The organism is Desulforamulus profundi (genome assembly GCF_002607855.1).
Genome location: NZ_AWQQ01000079.1, coordinates 1 through 19126, shown reverse-complemented (window position 1 = coordinate 19126; position 19126 = coordinate 1). Strand labels below are relative to the sequence as shown.

Annotated in this window: 15 protein-coding genes, 1 rRNA gene and 4 pseudogenes; 12 read left to right on the top strand and 8 right to left on the bottom strand. The window is 45.8% G+C overall.

Translation table 11 applies throughout. The features are described 5' to 3' along the window. Positions 1 to 139 precede the first annotated feature (139 nt). Positions 140 to 445: a 4Fe-4S dicluster domain-containing protein gene (locus P378_RS12365; RefSeq protein WP_099083463.1), complete on the top strand. Its 306-nt coding sequence runs from the start codon at positions 140 to 142 to the stop codon at positions 443 to 445. Further along, positions 442 to 2076 (top strand): [Fe-Fe] hydrogenase large subunit C-terminal domain-containing protein, encoded by a 1635-nt coding sequence (locus tag P378_RS21820; protein WP_238473189.1) that lies wholly within the window; start codon positions 442 to 444, stop codon positions 2074 to 2076. The genes P378_RS12365 and P378_RS21820 overlap by 4 nt, the downstream gene beginning before the upstream one ends. A 34-nt stretch (positions 2077 to 2110) precedes the next feature. Here P378_RS21820 and rsmG read toward each other — a convergent pair whose 3' ends face one another. The 8 genes and pseudogenes from rsmG to rpmH form a co-directional block, all read right to left on the bottom strand. Next, on the bottom strand, positions 2111 to 2842 hold the full coding sequence (rsmG, locus tag P378_RS12355; protein ID WP_338013914.1) for a 16S rRNA (guanine(527)-N(7))-methyltransferase RsmG: 732 nt from the start codon (positions 2840 to 2842) through the stop codon (positions 2111 to 2113). Further along, positions 2835 to 4722 (bottom strand): annotated as a pseudogene (mnmG, locus tag P378_RS12350) (tRNA uridine-5-carboxymethylaminomethyl(34) synthesis enzyme MnmG). The gene rsmG and the pseudogene mnmG overlap by 8 nt, the downstream one beginning before the upstream one ends. A 10-nt stretch (positions 4723 to 4732) precedes the next feature. After that, positions 4733 to 6117, bottom strand: a pseudogene (gene mnmE / locus P378_RS12345) (tRNA uridine-5-carboxymethylaminomethyl(34) synthesis GTPase MnmE). A gap of 81 nt (positions 6118 to 6198) precedes the next feature. Beyond that, positions 6199 to 6818, bottom strand: a pseudogene (gene jag / locus P378_RS12340) (RNA-binding cell elongation regulator Jag/EloR). Beyond that, positions 6793 to 7485 (bottom strand): YidC/Oxa1 family membrane protein insertase, encoded by a 693-nt coding sequence (locus P378_RS12335; protein ID WP_099083461.1) that lies wholly within the window; start codon positions 7483 to 7485, stop codon positions 6793 to 6795. Before P378_RS12335 ends, jag begins: the two are co-directional and overlap by 26 nt. A 32-nt stretch (positions 7486 to 7517) precedes the next feature. Further along, on the bottom strand, positions 7518 to 7724 hold the full coding sequence (yidD, locus tag P378_RS12330) for a membrane protein insertion efficiency factor YidD (RefSeq protein WP_099083460.1): 207 nt from the start codon (positions 7722 to 7724) through the stop codon (positions 7518 to 7520). A gap of 12 nt (positions 7725 to 7736) precedes the next feature. Continuing rightward, the gene (rnpA, locus tag P378_RS12325; protein WP_099083459.1) at positions 7737 to 8066 is read right to left on the bottom strand and encodes a ribonuclease P protein component; all 330 of its coding nucleotides are present in this window, start codon (positions 8064 to 8066) and stop codon (positions 7737 to 7739) included. 87 nt (positions 8067 to 8153) lie between these two features. Continuing rightward, positions 8154 to 8288, bottom strand: a complete 135-nt coding sequence (gene rpmH, locus P378_RS12320; RefSeq protein ID WP_077712723.1) for a 50S ribosomal protein L34 — start codon at positions 8286 to 8288, stop codon at positions 8154 to 8156. Between the two features lie 376 nt (positions 8289 to 8664). Here rpmH and dnaA point away from each other — a divergent pair, with 376 nt between their 5' ends. From dnaA to P378_RS19045, 10 genes and pseudogenes are all read left to right on the top strand, one after another. Then, the gene (gene dnaA / locus P378_RS12315) at positions 8665 to 9990 is read left to right on the top strand and encodes a chromosomal replication initiator protein DnaA (RefSeq protein ID WP_099083458.1); all 1326 of its coding nucleotides are present in this window, start codon (positions 8665 to 8667) and stop codon (positions 9988 to 9990) included. A gap of 233 nt (positions 9991 to 10223) precedes the next feature. Beyond that, the gene (gene dnaN / locus P378_RS12310) at positions 10224 to 11321 is read left to right on the top strand and encodes a DNA polymerase III subunit beta (protein ID WP_099083457.1); all 1098 of its coding nucleotides are present in this window, start codon (positions 10224 to 10226) and stop codon (positions 11319 to 11321) included. 12 nt (positions 11322 to 11333) lie between these two features. Beyond that, entirely contained in the window at positions 11334 to 11546 is a 213-nt protein-coding gene (locus tag P378_RS12305; protein WP_099083456.1) for an RNA-binding S4 domain-containing protein, read from the top strand. A gap of 10 nt (positions 11547 to 11556) precedes the next feature. Next, positions 11557 to 12636 carry a DNA replication/repair protein RecF gene (gene recF / locus P378_RS12300; protein WP_238473186.1) on the top strand — a complete coding sequence of 360 codons (1080 nt, stop codon included), beginning with the start codon at positions 11557 to 11559 and terminating at the stop codon, positions 12634 to 12636. 34 nt (positions 12637 to 12670) lie between these two features. After that, positions 12671 to 12934 carry an extracellular matrix regulator RemB gene (gene remB, locus P378_RS12295; protein ID WP_099083455.1) on the top strand — a complete coding sequence of 88 codons (264 nt, stop codon included), beginning with the start codon at positions 12671 to 12673 and terminating at the stop codon, positions 12932 to 12934. Positions 12935 to 13117: 183 nt separating this feature from the next. Further along, positions 13118 to 15034 (top strand): DNA topoisomerase (ATP-hydrolyzing) subunit B, encoded by a 1917-nt coding sequence (gene gyrB, locus P378_RS12290; RefSeq protein WP_099083454.1) that lies wholly within the window; start codon positions 13118 to 13120, stop codon positions 15032 to 15034. A 137-nt stretch (positions 15035 to 15171) separates the two neighbouring features. Beyond that, complete coding sequence (locus tag P378_RS19685; RefSeq protein ID WP_099083453.1) at positions 15172 to 15360, top strand: hypothetical protein; 189 nt, start codon at positions 15172 to 15174, stop codon at positions 15358 to 15360. Positions 15361 to 15412: 52 nt separating this feature from the next. Continuing rightward, positions 15413 to 15673, top strand: coding sequence for a hypothetical protein (locus tag P378_RS19680; RefSeq protein WP_099083452.1), 261 nt, complete (start codon positions 15413 to 15415; stop codon positions 15671 to 15673). Positions 15674 to 15866: 193 nt separating this feature from the next. Beyond that, positions 15867 to 18305 (top strand): annotated as a pseudogene (gene gyrA, locus P378_RS12275) (DNA gyrase subunit A). 609 nt (positions 18306 to 18914) lie between these two features. Next, a 16S ribosomal RNA gene (locus P378_RS19045) occupies positions 18915 to 19126 on the top strand; the annotation flags it as partial.

The window sequence follows — 19126 nt, the reverse complement described above, 5'->3', positions numbered from 1 at the left end:
GCTTATTGTAATTATACAAACTCATTGTGTGTTTTTCAAAATTAACTTTTTAAACTTGCTAATTACTCGAAAATAAAGGTATTTTATCAAATAATGTTGAATTATGAAGTTTATTTTCTTGTTATGGAGTGTGAAGATTATGTTAGACGGTATCATTTTTGTGGAAAAAGAAAAATGCAAAGCATGTTCGGCCTGTTTACAGGTCTGCGAGACTAAATCAATCAGCTTTCAGGACGGCAAATCCGATATAATAAATGAAAGCTGTCTCAACTGCGGCCTTTGTGTTTTAATTTGTTCCCGGGGCGCCAGAAAATACAGGTCAAGCCTCGAAAAAGTGAAAAACCTTATCCGGGCTAAAAAAACAGCTGTCATCCTGGCACCGTCCTATATTATTGTCGCCAAAAAAAATATAACTGCACGCCCCAGCAATTTTGCAGCGCCCTGAAAAAATTAGGTTTTGATCTTGTTTATGAAAGTTCCTTTGGGGCTGACATTGTGACAAAGGTTTATATTGATTATATTGACCGGCAAATCAAGGAAAAGGGCAAAGAAAATACCCATGTAATAACCAGCCCCTGCCCGTCTTTAATGAATTATCTCGAAAAACATGTCCCTCAACTGATTGACCACTTTGCTCCAATATTGAGTCCCATGGCTGCCCAGGCCGTCCTGGTGAAACACTGGAACAAAGAGGATACTCCCATCGTCGGCGCCAGTCCCTGCCCGGCAAAAAAGTCAGAGTTACTGGATCCAAACCTTAACCTCTTTGATGATGTTTTGACCTTTGAAGAGTTGATTACCTTGATTGATCAGAATAATATCACGCCCGCCAGCTTGCCGGAAACAGAATTTGACGGCATCCAGGCATTATACGGCGCCGGTTTTCCTATTTCCGGCGGTTTGACCAAGACCCTGGAAGAGTTTACAACCGGCTTGCAGCTTGATCCCCTTGGCAATGACATTTTAATTGTTGACGGTGAAAACAGGAGCATTGAATTTTTAACTAGAATGGCAGAAGACAAAAAGATGGACCAAAACCTGACAGGATACCCGGTTTTGATTGACATTCTTTTTTGTGACGGCTGTATCGCTGGCAAGGCAATGGGCGTAAAGGGCAGTTTGCTGGAACACAAAAGAATTGTTGCTGCATACACCCAGGAGCGTTTTGCAAAGGTAAATCAAAAGGGACTGTTTAAATCCCATCAAGGTTATAAGTTTTTAGTAAAAAATACTGTCAATGCGCCGGAATTTAAAACATGGATCAATACCGTTTTCAAACTGGTTAATGAAAATAAATTCTACCGCACCTGGAATAATAAATATTACAAGAAACTGGTGCCCAGTGAGCCGGAGCTCAAAGCAATTCTGGCTGATGACGGTAAATATAATAAAGAAGATGAACTAAACTGCAGGGCATGTGGTTACCTTACCTGTAGAGACAGGGCCGTTGCTTGTTATAACGGTGAAAATATCCGCGGTGGTTGTCTGGTGCACCAAAAAGAAGTGGCAGAACAACTGCATGCACAGGCAGTGAAGGTGAATCATTTGGTTTATGACAACACAGAAGCCCTGGTCGCCACCATGAACGAAATTGTCCAGGCCAATCAAAATAACGCAGACATGTCTTCCAGGCTGTTATCCAACGTAGAAAAGCAAGCGGATGAAATTCAGTGTTTACAAGAAAATATTAACAAGGTTATTGAAATTTTTAATTATTTTAAAGATATGGCAGACAGTATCGCCGTTATTGCCGAACAGACCAAACTCCTCAGCCTCAATGCCCAGATTGAAGCGGCCCGGGCCGGTGATTCCGGCAGGGGTTTCGCCGTTGTGGCGGGAGAAGTGGGCAAACTTTCGATAGAAACCTTTGAAAAGGTTAAATCTGTAAATCAATATGCCCAGCATGTGGCAAATATTCAAATGGAATTAGATAAACTGATTAACAATTTAGTCGAAGAATCGGACCAGGTAAAAGAAATGGCAAACTCACAGGCAGCTGTTGCCCAGCAAATTGCAGCATCGTCCCAGGAAATGTTTGCTGCCGCCGAAAACCTGAAATCAATCGCCGCCAGGTAATAGTGTCATAAAATCCAGCTTTGCCTGGATTTTTTTACTGGATTGGTTTTTTGGCCGGCATGCCTGCCTTACGGGGGTAGATTAGAGGAGTAGCCTTTGTTTTCTTTATAATGACCAAACTTCTTCCGTCATGTATGATTGGTAATTTTAAATTTTTTACTTGCTGCAATTCTCCACCCAATATCTCCAGAGCTTTACGGGCCTCTTTAATTTCATTGTCAATCTCCGGGCCCTTTTGCGAGACAAAATACCCGCCCACTTTCACACAGGGCAAGCAATATTCAGCTAAAACCGCCAACCTGGCCACCGCCCTGGAGACAACAAAATCAAATCCTTCTCTGAATTCCCCTCTCTGCCCAAAATCTTCCGCCCTGTGGTGGACAGCTTGCATACTGGCCAATCCGAGGGAAGCAATGGTCTCATTTAGGAATGTAATTCGTTTTTTTGAAGAATCCATAAGGAAAATATTTAAATCAGGACGGTAAATTTTTAGAGGAACGCCGGGAAAACCTGCCCCGGTGCCTACATCCAGCACCCTGGCACCCTCAGGCACTGCCAATGCCGATAAACAGGTGAGGGAATCGACAAAATGCTTCACAGCCACATCCGCCGGTTCCGTTATGGCTGTGAGATTAAATTTTTGATTTCCTTCCAGTATTAATTCGTAATATCTCTGGAACAGTTGAAGTTGCTGATTCGTCAGGGAAAAACCCATCTCCTCAGATGCCTTCATTAAATACGTAATGAGTTGGCCCAATTTACTCACCTCCGGCAGCCTGGCGCCGTTCTTGTTCCAACCAAATCAGCAAAACAGAGATATCCGCTGGACTGACACCTGAAATGCGGGAAGCCTGTCCGATGGAGGATGGCTTAAATTTATCCAGTTTCTGCCTGGCCTCCACTGACAGACCCTTGATACTTTGATAATCAATATCTTCTCTCAACTTCCTGCCTTCCAGTTTTTCAAACCTTTCCACCTGGGCCAGCTGCTTTTTAATATATCCCTCGTATTTGATTTCGATATCCACTTCTTCTATGACCTCATCCGGCAGAGGAGTAAACTCATCGGCAAGTTTCATTAAAGATTTATAATTGATCTCCGGTCGCCTTAACAGGTTGAGGGCCGGGGTGGGCTGGCTGATCTCACTGGAGTTTAATTCCCTCAACAATGCATTGGTCTCCTCACCGGCGGGGATTACTACCGTTTTTAAACGATCCATTTCATCGCTGATGGCCTGCCATTTTTTCATGTAGTGCTCATACCTGGCCTCGCTGACCATACCTATCTCGTAACCTTTTTGGGTTAAACGGTGATCCGCATTGTCCTGCCGCAGCAACAGGCGATATTCCGCCCGGGCAGTCATTAAACGGTAGGGTTCGTTGGTGCCCTTGGTCACCAGGTCATCAATTAGCACCCCAATATAGGCCTCCGCCCGGGACAGGGTAAAGGGCTCCTGTTCTTTCACCTGCAAAGCCGCGTTAATGCCGGCCATGATCCCCTGGGCCGCTGCTTCTTCGTAGCCGGAGGTACCGTTAATCTGCCCGGCCATGTAAAGGCCGGGGATTGTCTTTGTTTCCAGAGTCGCCTTTAATTGCGTAGGAACCACATAATCGTACTCGATGGCATAACCGGGACGCATTATTTCCACCTGTTCGAGACCTGGTACCGATCGCAGCATCTCCATCTGCACATCCGGCGGTAAACTGGTGGACATGCCCTGCACATACATTTCATAGGTACTTAAACCCTCGGGCTCGACGAAAATCTGATGCTGTGGTTTATCGGCAAAACGGACAACCTTGTCTTCAATGGAGGGGCAATAACGGGGCCCACTCCTTCAATAATGCCGGAATACAGAGGAGACCTGTGCAGGTTATCCCGGATGATCTGGTGGGTCTTCTCGCTGGTATAGGTTAACCAGCAGGGTACCTGTTCCCGGTGGGTTACCGGGGAAATAAAAGAAAAATTATGCAATTGCTCATCCCCGGGCTGGATAGTCATTTTGGAAAAATCCACCGTTCTGCGGTCTACCCTGGCAGGTGTGCCGGTTTTAAATCTACCCAATTCCAATCCTAAATTTCTTAAACTGTCACTGAGATTCATCGAAGGAAACTGGCTGTTGGGCCCGCCGGGAAAATGTACATTGCCGATAATAATTCTACCCTTTAAATAGGTACCGGTGGTAACCACCACTGCCCTGGCTGAAAAAGCTGCGCCGATATGGGTGGCCACTCCGGCCACACGGCCGTTTTTTACCAGAATTTCTTCCACCAGCAATTGCTTAATATCTAAATTTTCCTGGGACTCCAGGGTCTTTTTCATTAACTGCTGATAGCGAACCTTATCAGCCTGAGCCCTCAGGGCGTGAACGGCCGGTCCTTTACCTGTGTTCAGCATTCTCATTTGAATGGCTGTTAAATCGGTATTTAAACCCATTTGCCCGCCCAGAGCGTCAATTTCCTTCACCAGGTGTGATTTGGCAGGCCCGCCGACGGCCGGGTTGCAAGGCATTAATGCAACATTATCAAGGTTCAATGTGAGAACCAGTGTCTTACATCCCATCCTGCGGAAGCCAGGGCTGCCTCACAACCTGCGTGTCCGGCTCCCACCACAATTACATCATAATCTCCGGCATGGTATCGCAATTTTCTCACCTCATTTACCTATACAAAAATCTGCAAAAATCCTGTCAATTAAATCTTCTGTCACAGTGTTACCGGTTATCTCTCCTAAAATTTCCCAGGCTGATTTCAGATCAATGGACACCAGGTCCGGCGGCACAGACTGCTGCATACCTCGGCCGGCTTCCAGAAGATGTTGTTTTGCCCTTTCCAGGGCATGCTTATGGCGGGAGTTAGAAACCAGTACATTGTCAGCAGCAGTGATTTTACCTTGAAATACCAAATCCAAAATAGATTGCTCCAATCGGTCCAGACCTATATCCTTTTGTGCCGATATTTCCAGCACATCACTGTAACCGATGAGCTGTTTCAGTTGATCTGTTTCAATGGCATTGTCCGCAATATCAACTTTATTAATTAACACCAGAACTTTTTTATCTTTAATTAAATTAATTACATTCAGGTCGTCTTCTGATAAGCCGGTGGATGCATCCAAAACCAGCAAAACAAGATCTGCCTGGTTTAATAACTGTCTGGATCTTTCTACTCCCAGTTTTTCAACCAGGTCTTGAGTTTCCCGCAACCCTGCCGTATCAATGATTTTTAAAGGGACCCCTTTAATGTTTAAGACTTCTTCAATGACGTCCCTGGTGGTGCCGGGAATATCCGTAACAATGGCCCTTTGTTCTCTAAGCAAAGCATTTAATAAAGAAGATTTTCCTACATTAGGCTTTCCCACAATAACGGTTCTGAGTCCTTCACGGTAGACCTTTCCCGTATCTGCACTCTCCAAAAGTTGTTCAATAACGATTAATAAACCATTGCACCGGTGGGCCATTTCCTCCAAGGTAGCCTCGGGAATATCGTCCTCCGGAAAATCGATAAAAGCTTCGATTTTGGCCAATAAACCCAATAGTTCATTCTGTAAACCATGCACCTTTTCCGAGAGCTTGCCCCCCAGTTGGGACATGGCAATCTTTGCCCCGGCATCGGTCTTGGCCCGAATAATATCAATGATGGACTCCGCCTGGGCTAAATCCAGGCGACCGTTAATAAAGGCCCGTTTGCTGAATTCCCCCGGTTCGGCCAGGCGGGCTCCCTGGCGCAGCACAACTTCCAGGACCCTGCGCAGGGGCACAATCCCCCCGTGGCAGTTAATTTCCACCACATCCTCGGCGGTAAAACTGCGCGGGCCCCGCATCACCGAGAGCAGCACCTCATCAATGATTTCCCGGAGTCCGGCTCCACCACATGGCCATAAACCAGTTTATAATTCTCCTTAATGTACCAGTCCTGATTGACCTTGGGCTGAAAAACCCGCCGTCCCACGGCAATGGCCTCCGGACCGCTGATCTTGACCACCCCGATGCTTCCTTCCCCAAGAGGAGTGGCAATGGCAACAATGGTATCTTCCAACATTTCAACCTCCGAACGGAATTGATTAACAATGAAAATGATTTGGAAAAACCCAGCAACCAAGTTGCTGGGTTTTCTTTCATGTTATTTCTTTGGAGAAATAATGATTTTTCTAAAGGGCTCTTCACCTTCACTGAAGGTGTAAATATCGTCCCGTCCCTGCAAGGCGGTATGGATAATGCGTCTTTCCTGAGAATTCATGGGCTCCAGCACAACACTTCTGCCACGCATCTTTGCTTTGTCCGCCAATCGCATGGCCAATTTTTGCAGCGTTTCCTCCCGGCGATTACGATAACCTTCCACATCCAGGATGACTTTCCGTCTTTGCTCCTGGTTTTTATTAATGGCTAAATTGATCAAATACTGCAAAGCATCCAGGGTTTCACCCCGGCGTCCAATAAGTACGCCCAAATCAGGGCCCTCTAAACTGACCTGCAGCATTTGGTCGTGTTCTTTAATGGCCACGTCCACAGGAATATCCATGGCCTTAAAAATATTTTTCAATAGATGATCCGTTCTTCTGGCCGGATTGTCTTTCAAAGTTAACTTCACTTTGGCGGGACGGGAACCGATTAAACCGAACAAACCCTTGGAGGCTCTTCCAGAACTTCAATAATAACCTCGTCCCTTAACACGCCAAATTCCTGCAGACCAAGCTCAATGGCTTCATCGATGGTCTTACCGACCTTTTCTACTACCTTCAACTCCGGTTACCCCCTCTTTAAGGTGCAGGGTCTCTTTATTAATAAACCACTGTTGAATTGCTCCTACGATATTAAACACAACCCAATATAACGCCAAACCGGCCGGCACGGTGCTGGCAATCCAACCGATTAACAAAGGCATCATATATAACATGGTTCTTTGGGTTTGGTCCTGGGTATTGGTGGTCATTTTAGCCTGTAAATAAGTGGTGGCAGCTGCTAGAAGAGGTAAGATAAAATAGGGATCTTTGGCACTTAATGACGGAACCCAGAAAAAATGTGCATGATCCGGGTTTTTAAACGGAAATTCAAAGAGAGCCCGGTAAAGAGCAATCAGGATAGGCATCTGCACCAGTAAAGGCAGACAGCCGGCCATGGGATTCACATTGTGCTCTTTATACAGGCCCATAATTTTTTGCTGCATAGTCTGAGGATCTTTGTTCTTATACTTATCCTGAATCGCCTTAATTTCCGGCGCCAGTTTCTGCATCATGACCATAGAACGCATCTGCTTTTTGGAAAGGGGATATAAAACCACCTTGATGAGCACGGTTAATATGATGATAGCCAGGGCATAGCTTGGCACACCGATATTAACAGTAAAACTATATAGCCAGTTCATTAAAGCAGTCATTCCATCTACAATGGCGTCAAACCATCCAAACAATAGAGTTACCTCCTTAAAAGCCTTACCAGCATTTACACTGGATCATATCCACCGGGGTGGAAAGGGTGACATTTGGCCAGCCTTTTAACTGTCAACCATAGCCCCTTCACCACACCATACTTTTTCACAGCTTGTATCGAATATTCAGAACATGTAGGGTAAAACCGGCAAGTGGGTGGCTTTAAAGGAGAAATAAACTTTCGGTAAAACATAAGGCCAAGCAAAACAACCTGCCGCATTCATTCCCTCTCCTAATGATTCAGTTTACCCAGAACATGCCACACATGTTTTTCCATTTGGTGATAGTCTTGATCAAAGGAAGGCTGACGAACAATAAACACAAAATCGTGTTCTGCCGGAAAACGCTCCAAATGGAGCCGGCAAATTTCCTTCAAAATGCGCCGCAGACGGTTACGGCAGACAGCCTTACCAACCTTTTTGCTGATGGAAAAACCAAACCTGCGACCCAAACCCTTATTAGGAAATTTATACAATACCAGGTAACGGTTCGCCGCAGATACTCCGTGACGGTAAACACCGCGAAACTCCGAATTCTTCTTTAAAGAAATAAATTTGTCCATAGGTCTTCCTAATAACGGTTTTTATGGTTATCTTAACCAAATGGGAAAAAGGTTATACAAATTAGGAAAAGGCCACCCTAAGCGGCCTTATGCGGATAAACGTTTTCTACCTTTTAAGCGTCTTCTCTTTAGTACGTTTCGGCCTGATTTAGTAGACATCCTCTTAAGAAATCCATGGACTTTCTGGTGTCTGCGTTTTTTTGGCTGGTATGTGCGCTTCAACTATGTACACCTCCTTCAACGGGATAAGTATATGAACAAAGTTTGGAAATACTAGACAGTCACTGAAAATTATATTAAAATAACCGCCCGTAGTCAAGATATATGGTTTTTTGAAATTTTTTGGTTTATTAACTATCCATACCAACTGTGAATATTTATTTACTTGTTGATAACCTTTGGAAGTTTTGGTATTATTGATTTACACTTGTGGATAATTTTTGTTATCCAGTTTTTACACAGGCTGTGGATAAAACTGTGTACAACTATGTTAATTGTTAAATATTTTACTCTACATAATCACATTTGATCTACTCATTCCCTTACTTTACACTAAGGGATTTTTTAGGAATTATTGAAAGGGGGTTTTTAAAGAAAGATGCAAAATGATATTCTTGCCAGGTGGGAGCAGGTTTTAATCCGCTTGGAAAAGCAGGTCAACAAACATTCCTTTGAAACCTGGCTCGCCAGATGCAAGCCGGTGGCCTTCTATGATAATACCATTATAATAGAAGTTCCCGATCACTTTTCTAAAAGCTGGCTGGCCGATCGCTACGCGCCCATTATAAAGCAAGCCTACGAATCAATTATGCACCAGGAAATTTCCCTTCAATTTATTCTGGCCGGTCAGGAAGTGGACCAACCCAAGCCAAAGGAAAAATCCCCGGAAGAAACCTATATTAATATTCTGAATCCCAGGTACACCTTTGATACCTTTGTAATCGGCAACAGCAACCGCTTTGCTCACGCTGCTTCCCTGGCCGTGGCGGAATCCCCTGCCAAGGCCTATAACCCTTTGTTTATTTACGGCGGCGTCGGTCTGGGAAAAACACACCTGATGCATGCCATCGGGCATTACATATTGGAAAACAACCTCAGTCTCAAAGTAGCCTACGTTACCTCCGAAAAATTTACCAACGAGTTGATTAACTCCATTCGAGACGACCAGACGGTGGAATTCCGCAACAAATACCGCAGTATGGATATTCTTCTGATTGACGACATTCAATTCCTGGAGAAAAAGGAACGGACCCAGGAAGAGTTTTTCCATACATTTAATACCCTATATGAAGCCAACAAGCAGATTATCATCTCCAGTGACCGCCCGCCCAAGGAAATAGCCACCCTGGAGGACAGACTGCGTTCCCGTTTCGAGTGGGGACTGATCACCGACATCCAGTCGCCGGATTATGAAACAAGGGTGGCTATTTTAAGGAAAAAAGCCCAACTGGAAGGTATTACCAACATCCCGGATGAAACCATTGCCTATATCGCCGATAAAATTCATTCCAACATTCGGGAACTGGAGGGTGCCCTCATCCGGGTCAGCGCCTATTCTTCATTAGAAAAGAGAGACGCCTCTCCCCAGTTGGCAGCGGAAGTTTTAAAGGATGTCATTTCACCCAGCAAACCGAAGATCATCACCGCAGCCTTAATTATGCAAACCGTCGCCAATTTTTACGGCTTGCGCATCGAAGATCTTAAAGCCAAAAAGAGAACCAGGTCGGTGGCTTTTCCCAGGCAGGTGGCTATGTATCTGGCCAGGGAATTAACCGATCTGTCCCTGCCGAAGATTGGCGACGAGTTCGGTGGCCGGGACCATACCACAGTTTTGCACGCCTGTGACAAAATTATTGCCGATATGCCCGGCGACCCGGTCCTGCAAGAAACCATCAAGGAATTGAAAAAGCGTATCGGTGAATAATGTGAATAGCCTGTGGACAAGTTTGTTAACAGCGTTGATGAACAAACTTGGCCGTTTTTTAAGGATTTGCCTTGTGAACAAGTTCCAGGATTTTTCTCCACAGGTTTCTTACAGCCTTAAAACCAATTGTGGCAAGGGTTAAAGCCCTGTACAAACAAACTAACAGGCCTTATTACTACTACTAACCTAATATATATAGTAAATTAAAAATAAAAATATAACGGGGGAAGGCTATGAAAATAATCTGTACCCGGCAGAATCTGATCCAAGGGGTATCCACTGCCCAGAGGGCTGTTTCTGCGAAAAACCCATTGCCGGTACTCTCCGGCATCCTGTTAACTGCCAGGGATAACCGCCTGGAATTGCAAGCCACCGACCTGGAAATGGGGATCCAGTGCATTATACCCTGCAACGTGCAGGAGGAAGGCTCCATCGTGCTGCCGGCCAAGTACCTGGGAGAAATCGTCAGAAGACTGCCGGATGCGCCGATACAAATTGAAACCACTCAGAGCACCAACGCCGTCATTAGCTACGGCCAATCGGAGATTACCATCAACGGCTTTCAAGCCGAAGAATTTCCCTCTTTCCCCAACCCGCAGGGAAAAAATTCGTTGGCCTTACCGGAAGAGGAATTAAAGGAGTACCTGCGTCAAATTCTTTTTGCCACTTCCCCGGATGAAAACAGGCCTGTCTTTACCGGTGTACTGATGGAAATTTTTGACGGCCAGATACGGTTTGTGGCCACCGATACACACCGTTTGGCTTTACGGGATGTCAAAACAACCGCAGAGGTTTCTGATATAAATGTCATCATCCCTGGAAAAACTTTAAATGAGCTGGCCCGGGTGATTGGTGCTGCAGATAAGGAAGTCACCATTTCCCTGGGGGACAAACAGGTGATCTTCGGCATGGAAGATACCCTGCTCATTTCCAGACTTATTGAAGGACAATTTCCCAACTACCGGCAGGTCATTCCACAGGGATATAAAACCAGGGTCCGGGTCAAAACAAAGGACATCCTGGAAGCCGTTGAAAGAGCTTCCCTGCTGGCCAGAGTGGGCACACAAATCATTCGCTTGAACATTGAAGAAGAAAAAATAGTGATCTCTGCCAATACCGAAGTGGGCAAAATCCATGAGGAAGTACCTGTCTACCTGCAGGGAGAACCCATGCAAATCGCCTTTAACGCGCTGTATTTGATCGATGCCCTGCGGGCCAACGGAAGCGAAAATATTTACCTGGATATGTCCGGCCCCTTAAGCCCGGGTATTTTACGCCCTGTGGGAGGGGAGGACTACCTCTCGCTGGTATTACCGGTCCGCACCATTTAAGGAGAGATCATATTGACCGAAAAAATAAAAGTGGGCAGTGCAATCAGGTTGGATCAATTTTTAAAATGGGCCAACGTTACCGGTTCCGGAGGACAAAGCAAGGTCTTAATTCAATCAGGACTGGTCAAGGTGAACGGGATCACAGAAACCAGGCGCGGCAAAATACTGAAAGCCAATGACAGGGTGGAAGTGGCTGGTGCCGGCAGTTTTCTGGTTGTGATGTGAAGGTGAAATTTTGCGGGTAGCCAGTGTAACGCTAAGAAATTTCCGCAACTACAAAGAAGAGTCCATGAAACCCCATCCGTCCATCAATATCATTACCGGCCCCAATGCCCAGGGAAAAACAAACCTGCTGGAAGCCATTTTTTATAGTCTGCGGGGCCGCTCCTTTCGGGCCGAAAGAGATAAAGATGTTATCTGCTGGCAAAGCGAACAAACGGTTCTACAGACCGAGGTGGAATTTGCCTCCAGGACCTTTGTCATCCAGTGGAAAATTCGGGAAGGAAACAAAAAATTACTGGTCAACGGCGTAGAGACACCCCGTTCTGAACTGGATCATTTTGGTGTGGTGTTGTTTTGTCCGGAGGATTTGCATTTAATCAAGGGGTCACCTCAGGAGAGAAGGCACTTTCTGGATTATGACGTGGGACCGCTGAACCCCACCTACAGCCGTAGCTGGCGGCAGTATGCCAGGGTTTTAACCCAGAGAAACACGCTGTTAAAAGAAATCCGGGACAGGCGTGCAGCCCAAGAAATGCTGGAAGTTTGGGATGAACAGCTTTACCGGCACGGTGCCAGGGTCATTTTCCTTCGCCTGCAAGTGTTAAAAAAATTAATCCCCGTTGCCCGCAGAATTCACCATGAGCTAACCCGGGGAGATGAGAAACTGCAGGCCAAATACCTTTCATCGCTGGTGCTGGAACCCGGTTTAACTGAAGATCAGATTTATCATATCTTTGATGCGGCCTCCAAAAAGGTTCGCAGCATGGAAATCCAAAGATGCCAGACCCTGCTGGGTCCCCACCGGGACGATTTATCTCTCTCGATCAACGGCATTGAGGCTAAAACCTTTGGTTCCCAGGGACAGCAGCGAACAGTCACCCTGTCTTTAAAATTATCCCAACTGGAACTATGGAACAAAGAATATGGCGATTACCCGGTCTTGCTGCTGGATGATGTATTGTTTGAACTGGACCGCAACCGGCAGTCCATGCTTTTGGATAAAGTGCTCAACAGGGTACAAACCTTTATCACCACCAGTTTACGGGCGGTATCGAAGAAACCATCCGGGGTGCCGGGACCCTTTGGCAGGTGAATGCCGGCTGCCTCACGAAAAAGGAGGAATTTTAGTGTTTTTACACTTAGGCGGGGATGTGGTGGTCCTCAAGAAAGATATTATTGCCATTTTGGATGCCCGGATCAAAAATTCAGCCATTACAAGGGAATTTATCGAGATCGCCAAGGATGAAGGGTTTATCCAACCCATTTCCAACCAGGAAAAGGAAAAATCCTTTGTGATCACCAGCAAAGAGATTTATGTTTCCCCCATTTCCTGCACCACGCTGAAAAAGAGATCGGATAACATTATGGAAAATACCGAAGATGAGTCTTAGGTTAAAAACCGTGCTTTACGGTTTTTTTTTTTTATGTAAAAATTTTTAAAAACCCTTCTTAGAAGGTCATCAATATGCGACAATGGATTTAGGTTTTCGTTAGATGTTAAGGATCTCTCTTGAGCTGGCAATACTAATTATGGTATAATGTGAAGTCAATGTAATTAGATGGAGGTCATTTCAATGGACCAACAGCAGCAGACTAATAAATACAGTGCCGATCAAATTCAAGTCCTCGAAGGACTGGAGGCGGTCAGGCGCCGGCCTGGCATGTATATTGGCAGCACCAGTGCCAGAGGCTTGCACCACCTGGTCTATGAGGTTGTCGATAACAGTATTGACGAAGCTCTGGCCGGATATTGCGATAAGATACAAGTCACCATTCATGAAGATAATTCCGTTACCGTTGAGGACAACGGCCGGGGGATTCCGGTAGACCTGCACCCCAAAGTCGGCAGGCCTGCGGTGGAAGTGGTATTGACCATGCTGCATGCCGGCGGTAAATTTGGAGGCGGCGGTTACAAAGTATCCGGCGGTTTGCACGGGGTCGGCGTATCGGTGGTAAATGCCCTGTCCAAGGAACTTTCCGTGGAGATTAAACGCAACGGCAATCTTTACAGGCAGGAATTTTCCTGCGGCGTACCCACCTCTGAACTCAAAATCATTGGCAAAAGCAAAACCACCGGCACCAAAGTAACCTTTAAACCGGACGATGAAATATTTGAAGAACTGGTCTTCAGCCAGGAAACCTTGACCCAGAGAATCAGGGAACTGGCTTATTTAAACAAGGGTGTCAAAATTACCCTGAAGGACGAAAGAAAAGACCCGCCCACAGAACAAGTCTTTCAATTTGACGGCGGCATTAAGGACTTTGTCAAACACCTCAACAAAACAAAGCAGGTCCTGCATCCCAAACCCATTTATGTCAGCGGGGAAAAGGAACAAATTATCGTTGAGGTGGCCCTGCAATACAACGACGGCTATACGGAAACCATGCTTTCCTACGCCAACAATATTCATACCATCGACGGCGGTACCCATGAAGTGGGCTTAAAAACTGCCCTGACAAGGGTTGTCAATGATTACGGGCGCAACCATAACATCTTAAAAAATAACGATGCCAACCTCACCGGGGAAGATATCCGGGAAGGTGCTACCATCGTCATCAGTGTTAAGGTCCCGGAACCACAATTTGAGGGACAAACCAAAACCAAGCTGGGCAACAGTGAGGTCAGGGGTATCGTCGATTCCGTTTTTGCCGAAAAATTTTCCACCTATCTGGAAGAAAACCCCTCGGTGGCCAGGAAAATCATTGAAAAGGGCGTTACCGCCGCCAGGGCCCGGGAAGCTGCCCGCAAAGCCCGGGAACTGACCCGGCGAAAAAGCGCCCTGGAAACCATGTCTTTACCGGGAAAACTGGCGGATTGCTCGGAAAAGGACCCCAGTATTTCCGAATTGTATCTGGTGGAGGGTGATTCTGCGGGCGGTTCCGCCAAGCAGGGTCGGGACAGGCGTTTTCAGGCCATCTTACCCCTGCGGGGTAAAATTATTAACGTGGAAAAGGCCCGGATGGACAAGATTCTGGCCAATGAAGAAATCAGGGCTATGATTACCGCCCTTGGCACCGGCATTGGCGAAGATTTTGATTTAAGCAAGGCCCGTTACCATAAAATTGTCATCATGACCGATGCTGATGTGGACGGCGCCCATATTCGCACGCTGCTCATGACCTTTTTCTACCGCCATATGCGGGCCCTCATCGAAGCCGGTTATGTCTATGTGGCGCAGCCTCCCTTGTTTAGAGTGCGCAAAGGGAACCATGACAGCTACGTCTACAGTGAAAAAGAATTGGAAGAATTGTTAAAGAGAATTGGCTACGACAAGGTCAATATTCAGCGCTATAAAGGTTTGGGCGAAATGAACCCGGATCAACTCTGGGAAACCACCATGGACCCGGATACCCGTACCATGCTTCAGGTGACTCTGGAGGATGCCATTGAAGCCGATACCACCTTCTCCATGCTAATGGGGGACCGGGTGGAGCCAAGACGGGATTTTATTCAGGAAAACGCCAGGTATGTAAGGAATTTAGATGTTTAAAAAAAGCCGGAGCATTTCTCCGGTTTTTCTAACGTAACGTTCTTGCGAAACCATACAGGCATATAAATAAAGCAGTAATTTACCCTGTCCGGTACATTCATTTACAACAAATAAAAATGTTTGTGGGAGGGGTCAATATGCCGAATTTAAAAAATTCAATGGTTCCCCAGGAATTGCTGGTGGTGGGAGCTGTATTAAAAACCGGGATATTTGATGTTCTTCAGGAAAAGCCCTGTGGCCTGGACTGGAATCCACGGTCTTACCGGGTGAAAAAATTAAATTCATTCCCGGCGATTTCACGGAGAGAGTTGCAGAGGTCCATTTGACCTGGCTTTTCTGGGAAATATCTGTCATATCTACGGGCCAGAAGAGAATATTTTGCTGTTTAAGCGGGTGCATAACGTCCTGGGCCCCGGCGGCCGCATCGCCATTATGGATTTTGTAAGGGGTATCAGCCCCCGGGCCGAGCTTTTTGGCGTCAACATGCTGGTGAACACCAAGACAGGCGGCACCTGGACCCTGCAGCAGTATACCGATTGGTTAAACCAGGCCTCCTTCACCGGAATGGAAACCTATACCCTGGGTGACAGGCAAGTGATTACCGCTCATAGGGAATACCAGCAAATATTTGCGAATTAATAATGATTTTGTTATAATTTATTTGGCAAAACTTGTAATATAAGTTATATATTCGCTAACAAGTTATTAAAAGCAGATTTTTTCCTATGGCACTCATTAACTTTACAGGTAAAAAAGCTATGGCTCCGCCTGTGTTAAGCACGGTGCGAGCCGGCTTTTCTAATGTTTAAAACTTTTTCCGGAGGTATAAAAAATGGCTTCCCAGACTGGTAAGGTCATCCCTTTGGACATTAACAACGAAATGAAAAATTCCTATTTGGATTACGCCATGAGTGTAATAGTAGGTAGAGCTTTACCGGATGTGCGGGACGGCCTGAAACCTGTTCACAGACGAATTCTTTACTCCATCCATGAACTGGGGTTGACGCCGGACAAGCCTTACCGAAAAAGCGCCGGTATTGTGGGTAAAGTGATGCAGGATTTTCACCCCCATGGTGACGTAGCCATTTATGATGCCATGGTCAGGCTGGCCCAGGACTTTGCCAGTCGTTACCCCTTAATCCAGGGGCATGGTAACTTCGGTTCCGTTGACGGTGACCCGCCGGCGGCCATGCGTTATACAGAAGCCCGTATGGCCAAGATAACCCTGGAAATGCTGGCGGACATCGATAAAGAAACGGTGGACTTCGTTCCCAACTACGATAACCGGACCGAAGAACCCACCATCCTGCCATCTAAAATTCCCAACCTTTTGATTAACGGTTCCTCAGGGATTGCCGTTGGGATGGCCACCAACATTCCTCCCCATAACCTGGGCGAGGTGATTGATGGCGTTCTCATGATGATTGAAGACCCCAATGTCACCCCGGATCAATTGATGAAGGTCATTAAAGGGCCGGATTTCCCCACCGGCGCCAAAATTATGGGCAGAGAAGGCATTCGCCAGGCCTACCGTACAGGCAGAGGCAGCGTTAAAATGCGGGCCCAGGCCACCATTGAGCAAAAGGCCAACGGCAGACCTGTGATTCTTGTTCATGAAATCCCTTACCAGGTTAACAAAGCCAAGCTTATTGAAAAAATTGCCGAATTGGTCAAGGATAAAAAAATTGAAGGTATTTCCGACCTGCGGGATGAGTCTGACCGCAGGGGTATGAGAATTGTTATTGAATTAAAGAAAGATACCAACCCCAATGTGATTTTGAATCTTTTGTACAAACATACCCAGATGCAGGAAAGCTTTGGCATCATTATGCTTGCGCTGGTTAACAATGAACCAAAAATACTAAACCTGGCCCAGGTGATCTTTCATTACCTGGAACACCAGAAGGACGTCATCACCCGCCGGACAAGGTATGAACTAAAGAAAGCAGAAGCCCGGGCTCACATTGTGGAGGGCCTGCGCATCGCGTTGGCCAACTTGGATGAGGTTATTAAAACCATCCGGGAATCTAAAAACACCGACGAAGCCAAAAAAGGACTGGTCGAAAAATTTAATTTAACTGCTGTACAGGCGGAAGCATCGTGGAAATGCGCCTGCGCAGCCTCACCGCACTGGAAGTAGAAAAGCTAGAAAAGGAATATAAAGAACTGCTGGAAAAAATCGATTACTTGCGTTCCGTGCTGGCAGACGAGAAAAAGGTACTGGGAATTATTCGAGATGAATTGTTAAATATTAAAGAAAAGTTTGCCGACCCCCGTCGCACGGTCATCACGAATGAGGCTGCCGGTGAGTTTGACATCGAAGACCTTATTGAAGAAGAAGACATGGTGGTTACACTGACCAACCATGGCTACATCAAACGTATCTCCCTGGATACCTACCGCAGCCAAAAAAGAGGCGGCAAAGGCATAACAGCCATGGGCACCAAGGAAGAGGATTTTGTGAGGCACCTGTTTGTGGCTTCAACTCACCAGTTCCTGTTATTCTTTACCAATAAAGGGAAGGTCTACCGCTTAAAGGTACATGAGGTGCCGGAAGCGTCCAGGATCGCTAAGGGTACACCCATTGTTAATTTATTAAATTTAGATAATGACGAATATGTTACAACAATAATACCCATTAAAGAATTTGAAGAAGAAACCTTTTTGTTTATGGCCACCAAACACGGCATTGTCAAAAAGACACCTCTTAAGGAATACGATTCATCCCGGCGCGACGGGCTCATCGCCATAAACCTCGATCAGGATGATCAACTGGTGGCGGTCGAGCTTACCCACGGCAAAGAAGAAATTATACTGGGGACCAGGAAGGGATTGCCATTCGTTTTCCGGAAGAAGATGTAAGGCCCATGGGTCGTGTTACAAGAGGAGTAAAGGGTATCACCCTGACAAACAATGATTATGTTGTTAACATGGATGTGGCAAGAGACGGTGCTATTTACTAACGGTCACCGCCAATGGCTACGGCAAGCGTACTCCTCTGACAGAATACCGTTCCCAAACCAGAGGCGGCAAAGGAATTATCAACATAAAAACAACTAAGAGAAACGGACCTGTGGTCGGGGTACAGTTGGTAAAAGACGAAGATGAAATTATGATGATCAGTGCCGAGGGCATCATCATCAGGCTGTCTGCCAAGGACGTCTCCTCCATGAGTCGCAATACCCAGGGTGTCACTTTAATGAGAACCGCAGAAAACGACCACATTGTGGCCGTTGCCAGAGTGGTTACTGAAGAAAACGAAGAGGAATAAACACAAAGACTACCTTCAAGCAAATAAAGGTAGTCTTTTGTTTGTACATAAGGCTTTAATGGCTTAAAATCACATTGACACAATATATTTTGTTATGATATATTAATCTACGCCGATAAGGCTTGTGTTTATTTTTGGGAAGTTACACATCATTTGTTAAAAATAATGTCTAATCATACTACAAGATATTGAAAAAAGGAATTGACCCAAGAATAAAACAATGTTAAGATAAAAAATGTCGCAATCAGCGATGTTTTTGTACCAGAAACTTACACTTGCATTAAAATGTGAGCGTATGTTACAGTGAAGTTCCGTCGCCGATGAGGCGGTGTAAAAATTACCAAAAACTTTCACTTGAAATGCAAGTGAGGGTCATGGTAAACTAAGATTCCGGTCGTGAGGCCGGGCTAAAAAATGGTCTTTGAAAACTAAACAGTGGATGATGGATGCAAAACGGTCAAGTCAAAAGTCAGCGTAAGCTGAAACTGTGACGACCACATTTGAATCCTCGTCAAGCGTTAAATAACGCTAGCGAGTAATTCCTGAATAAGTAATAAAGAGCAAATCAACTCTTCACCCTAACGGGTACGCGAAAATATTTTTATATATTTTATGGAGAGTTTGATCCTGGCTCAGGACGAACGCTGGCGGCGTGCTTAACACATGCAAGTCGAACGGAGATTAGAAGGAAGCTTGCGAATTCTAAACTTAGTGGCGCACGGGTGAGTAACGCGTGGATAACCTGCCTGGTAGACCGGGATAACAGCTGGAAACGGCTGCTAATACCGGATACGCTTAAGGGAACGCATGTTCTTTTAAGG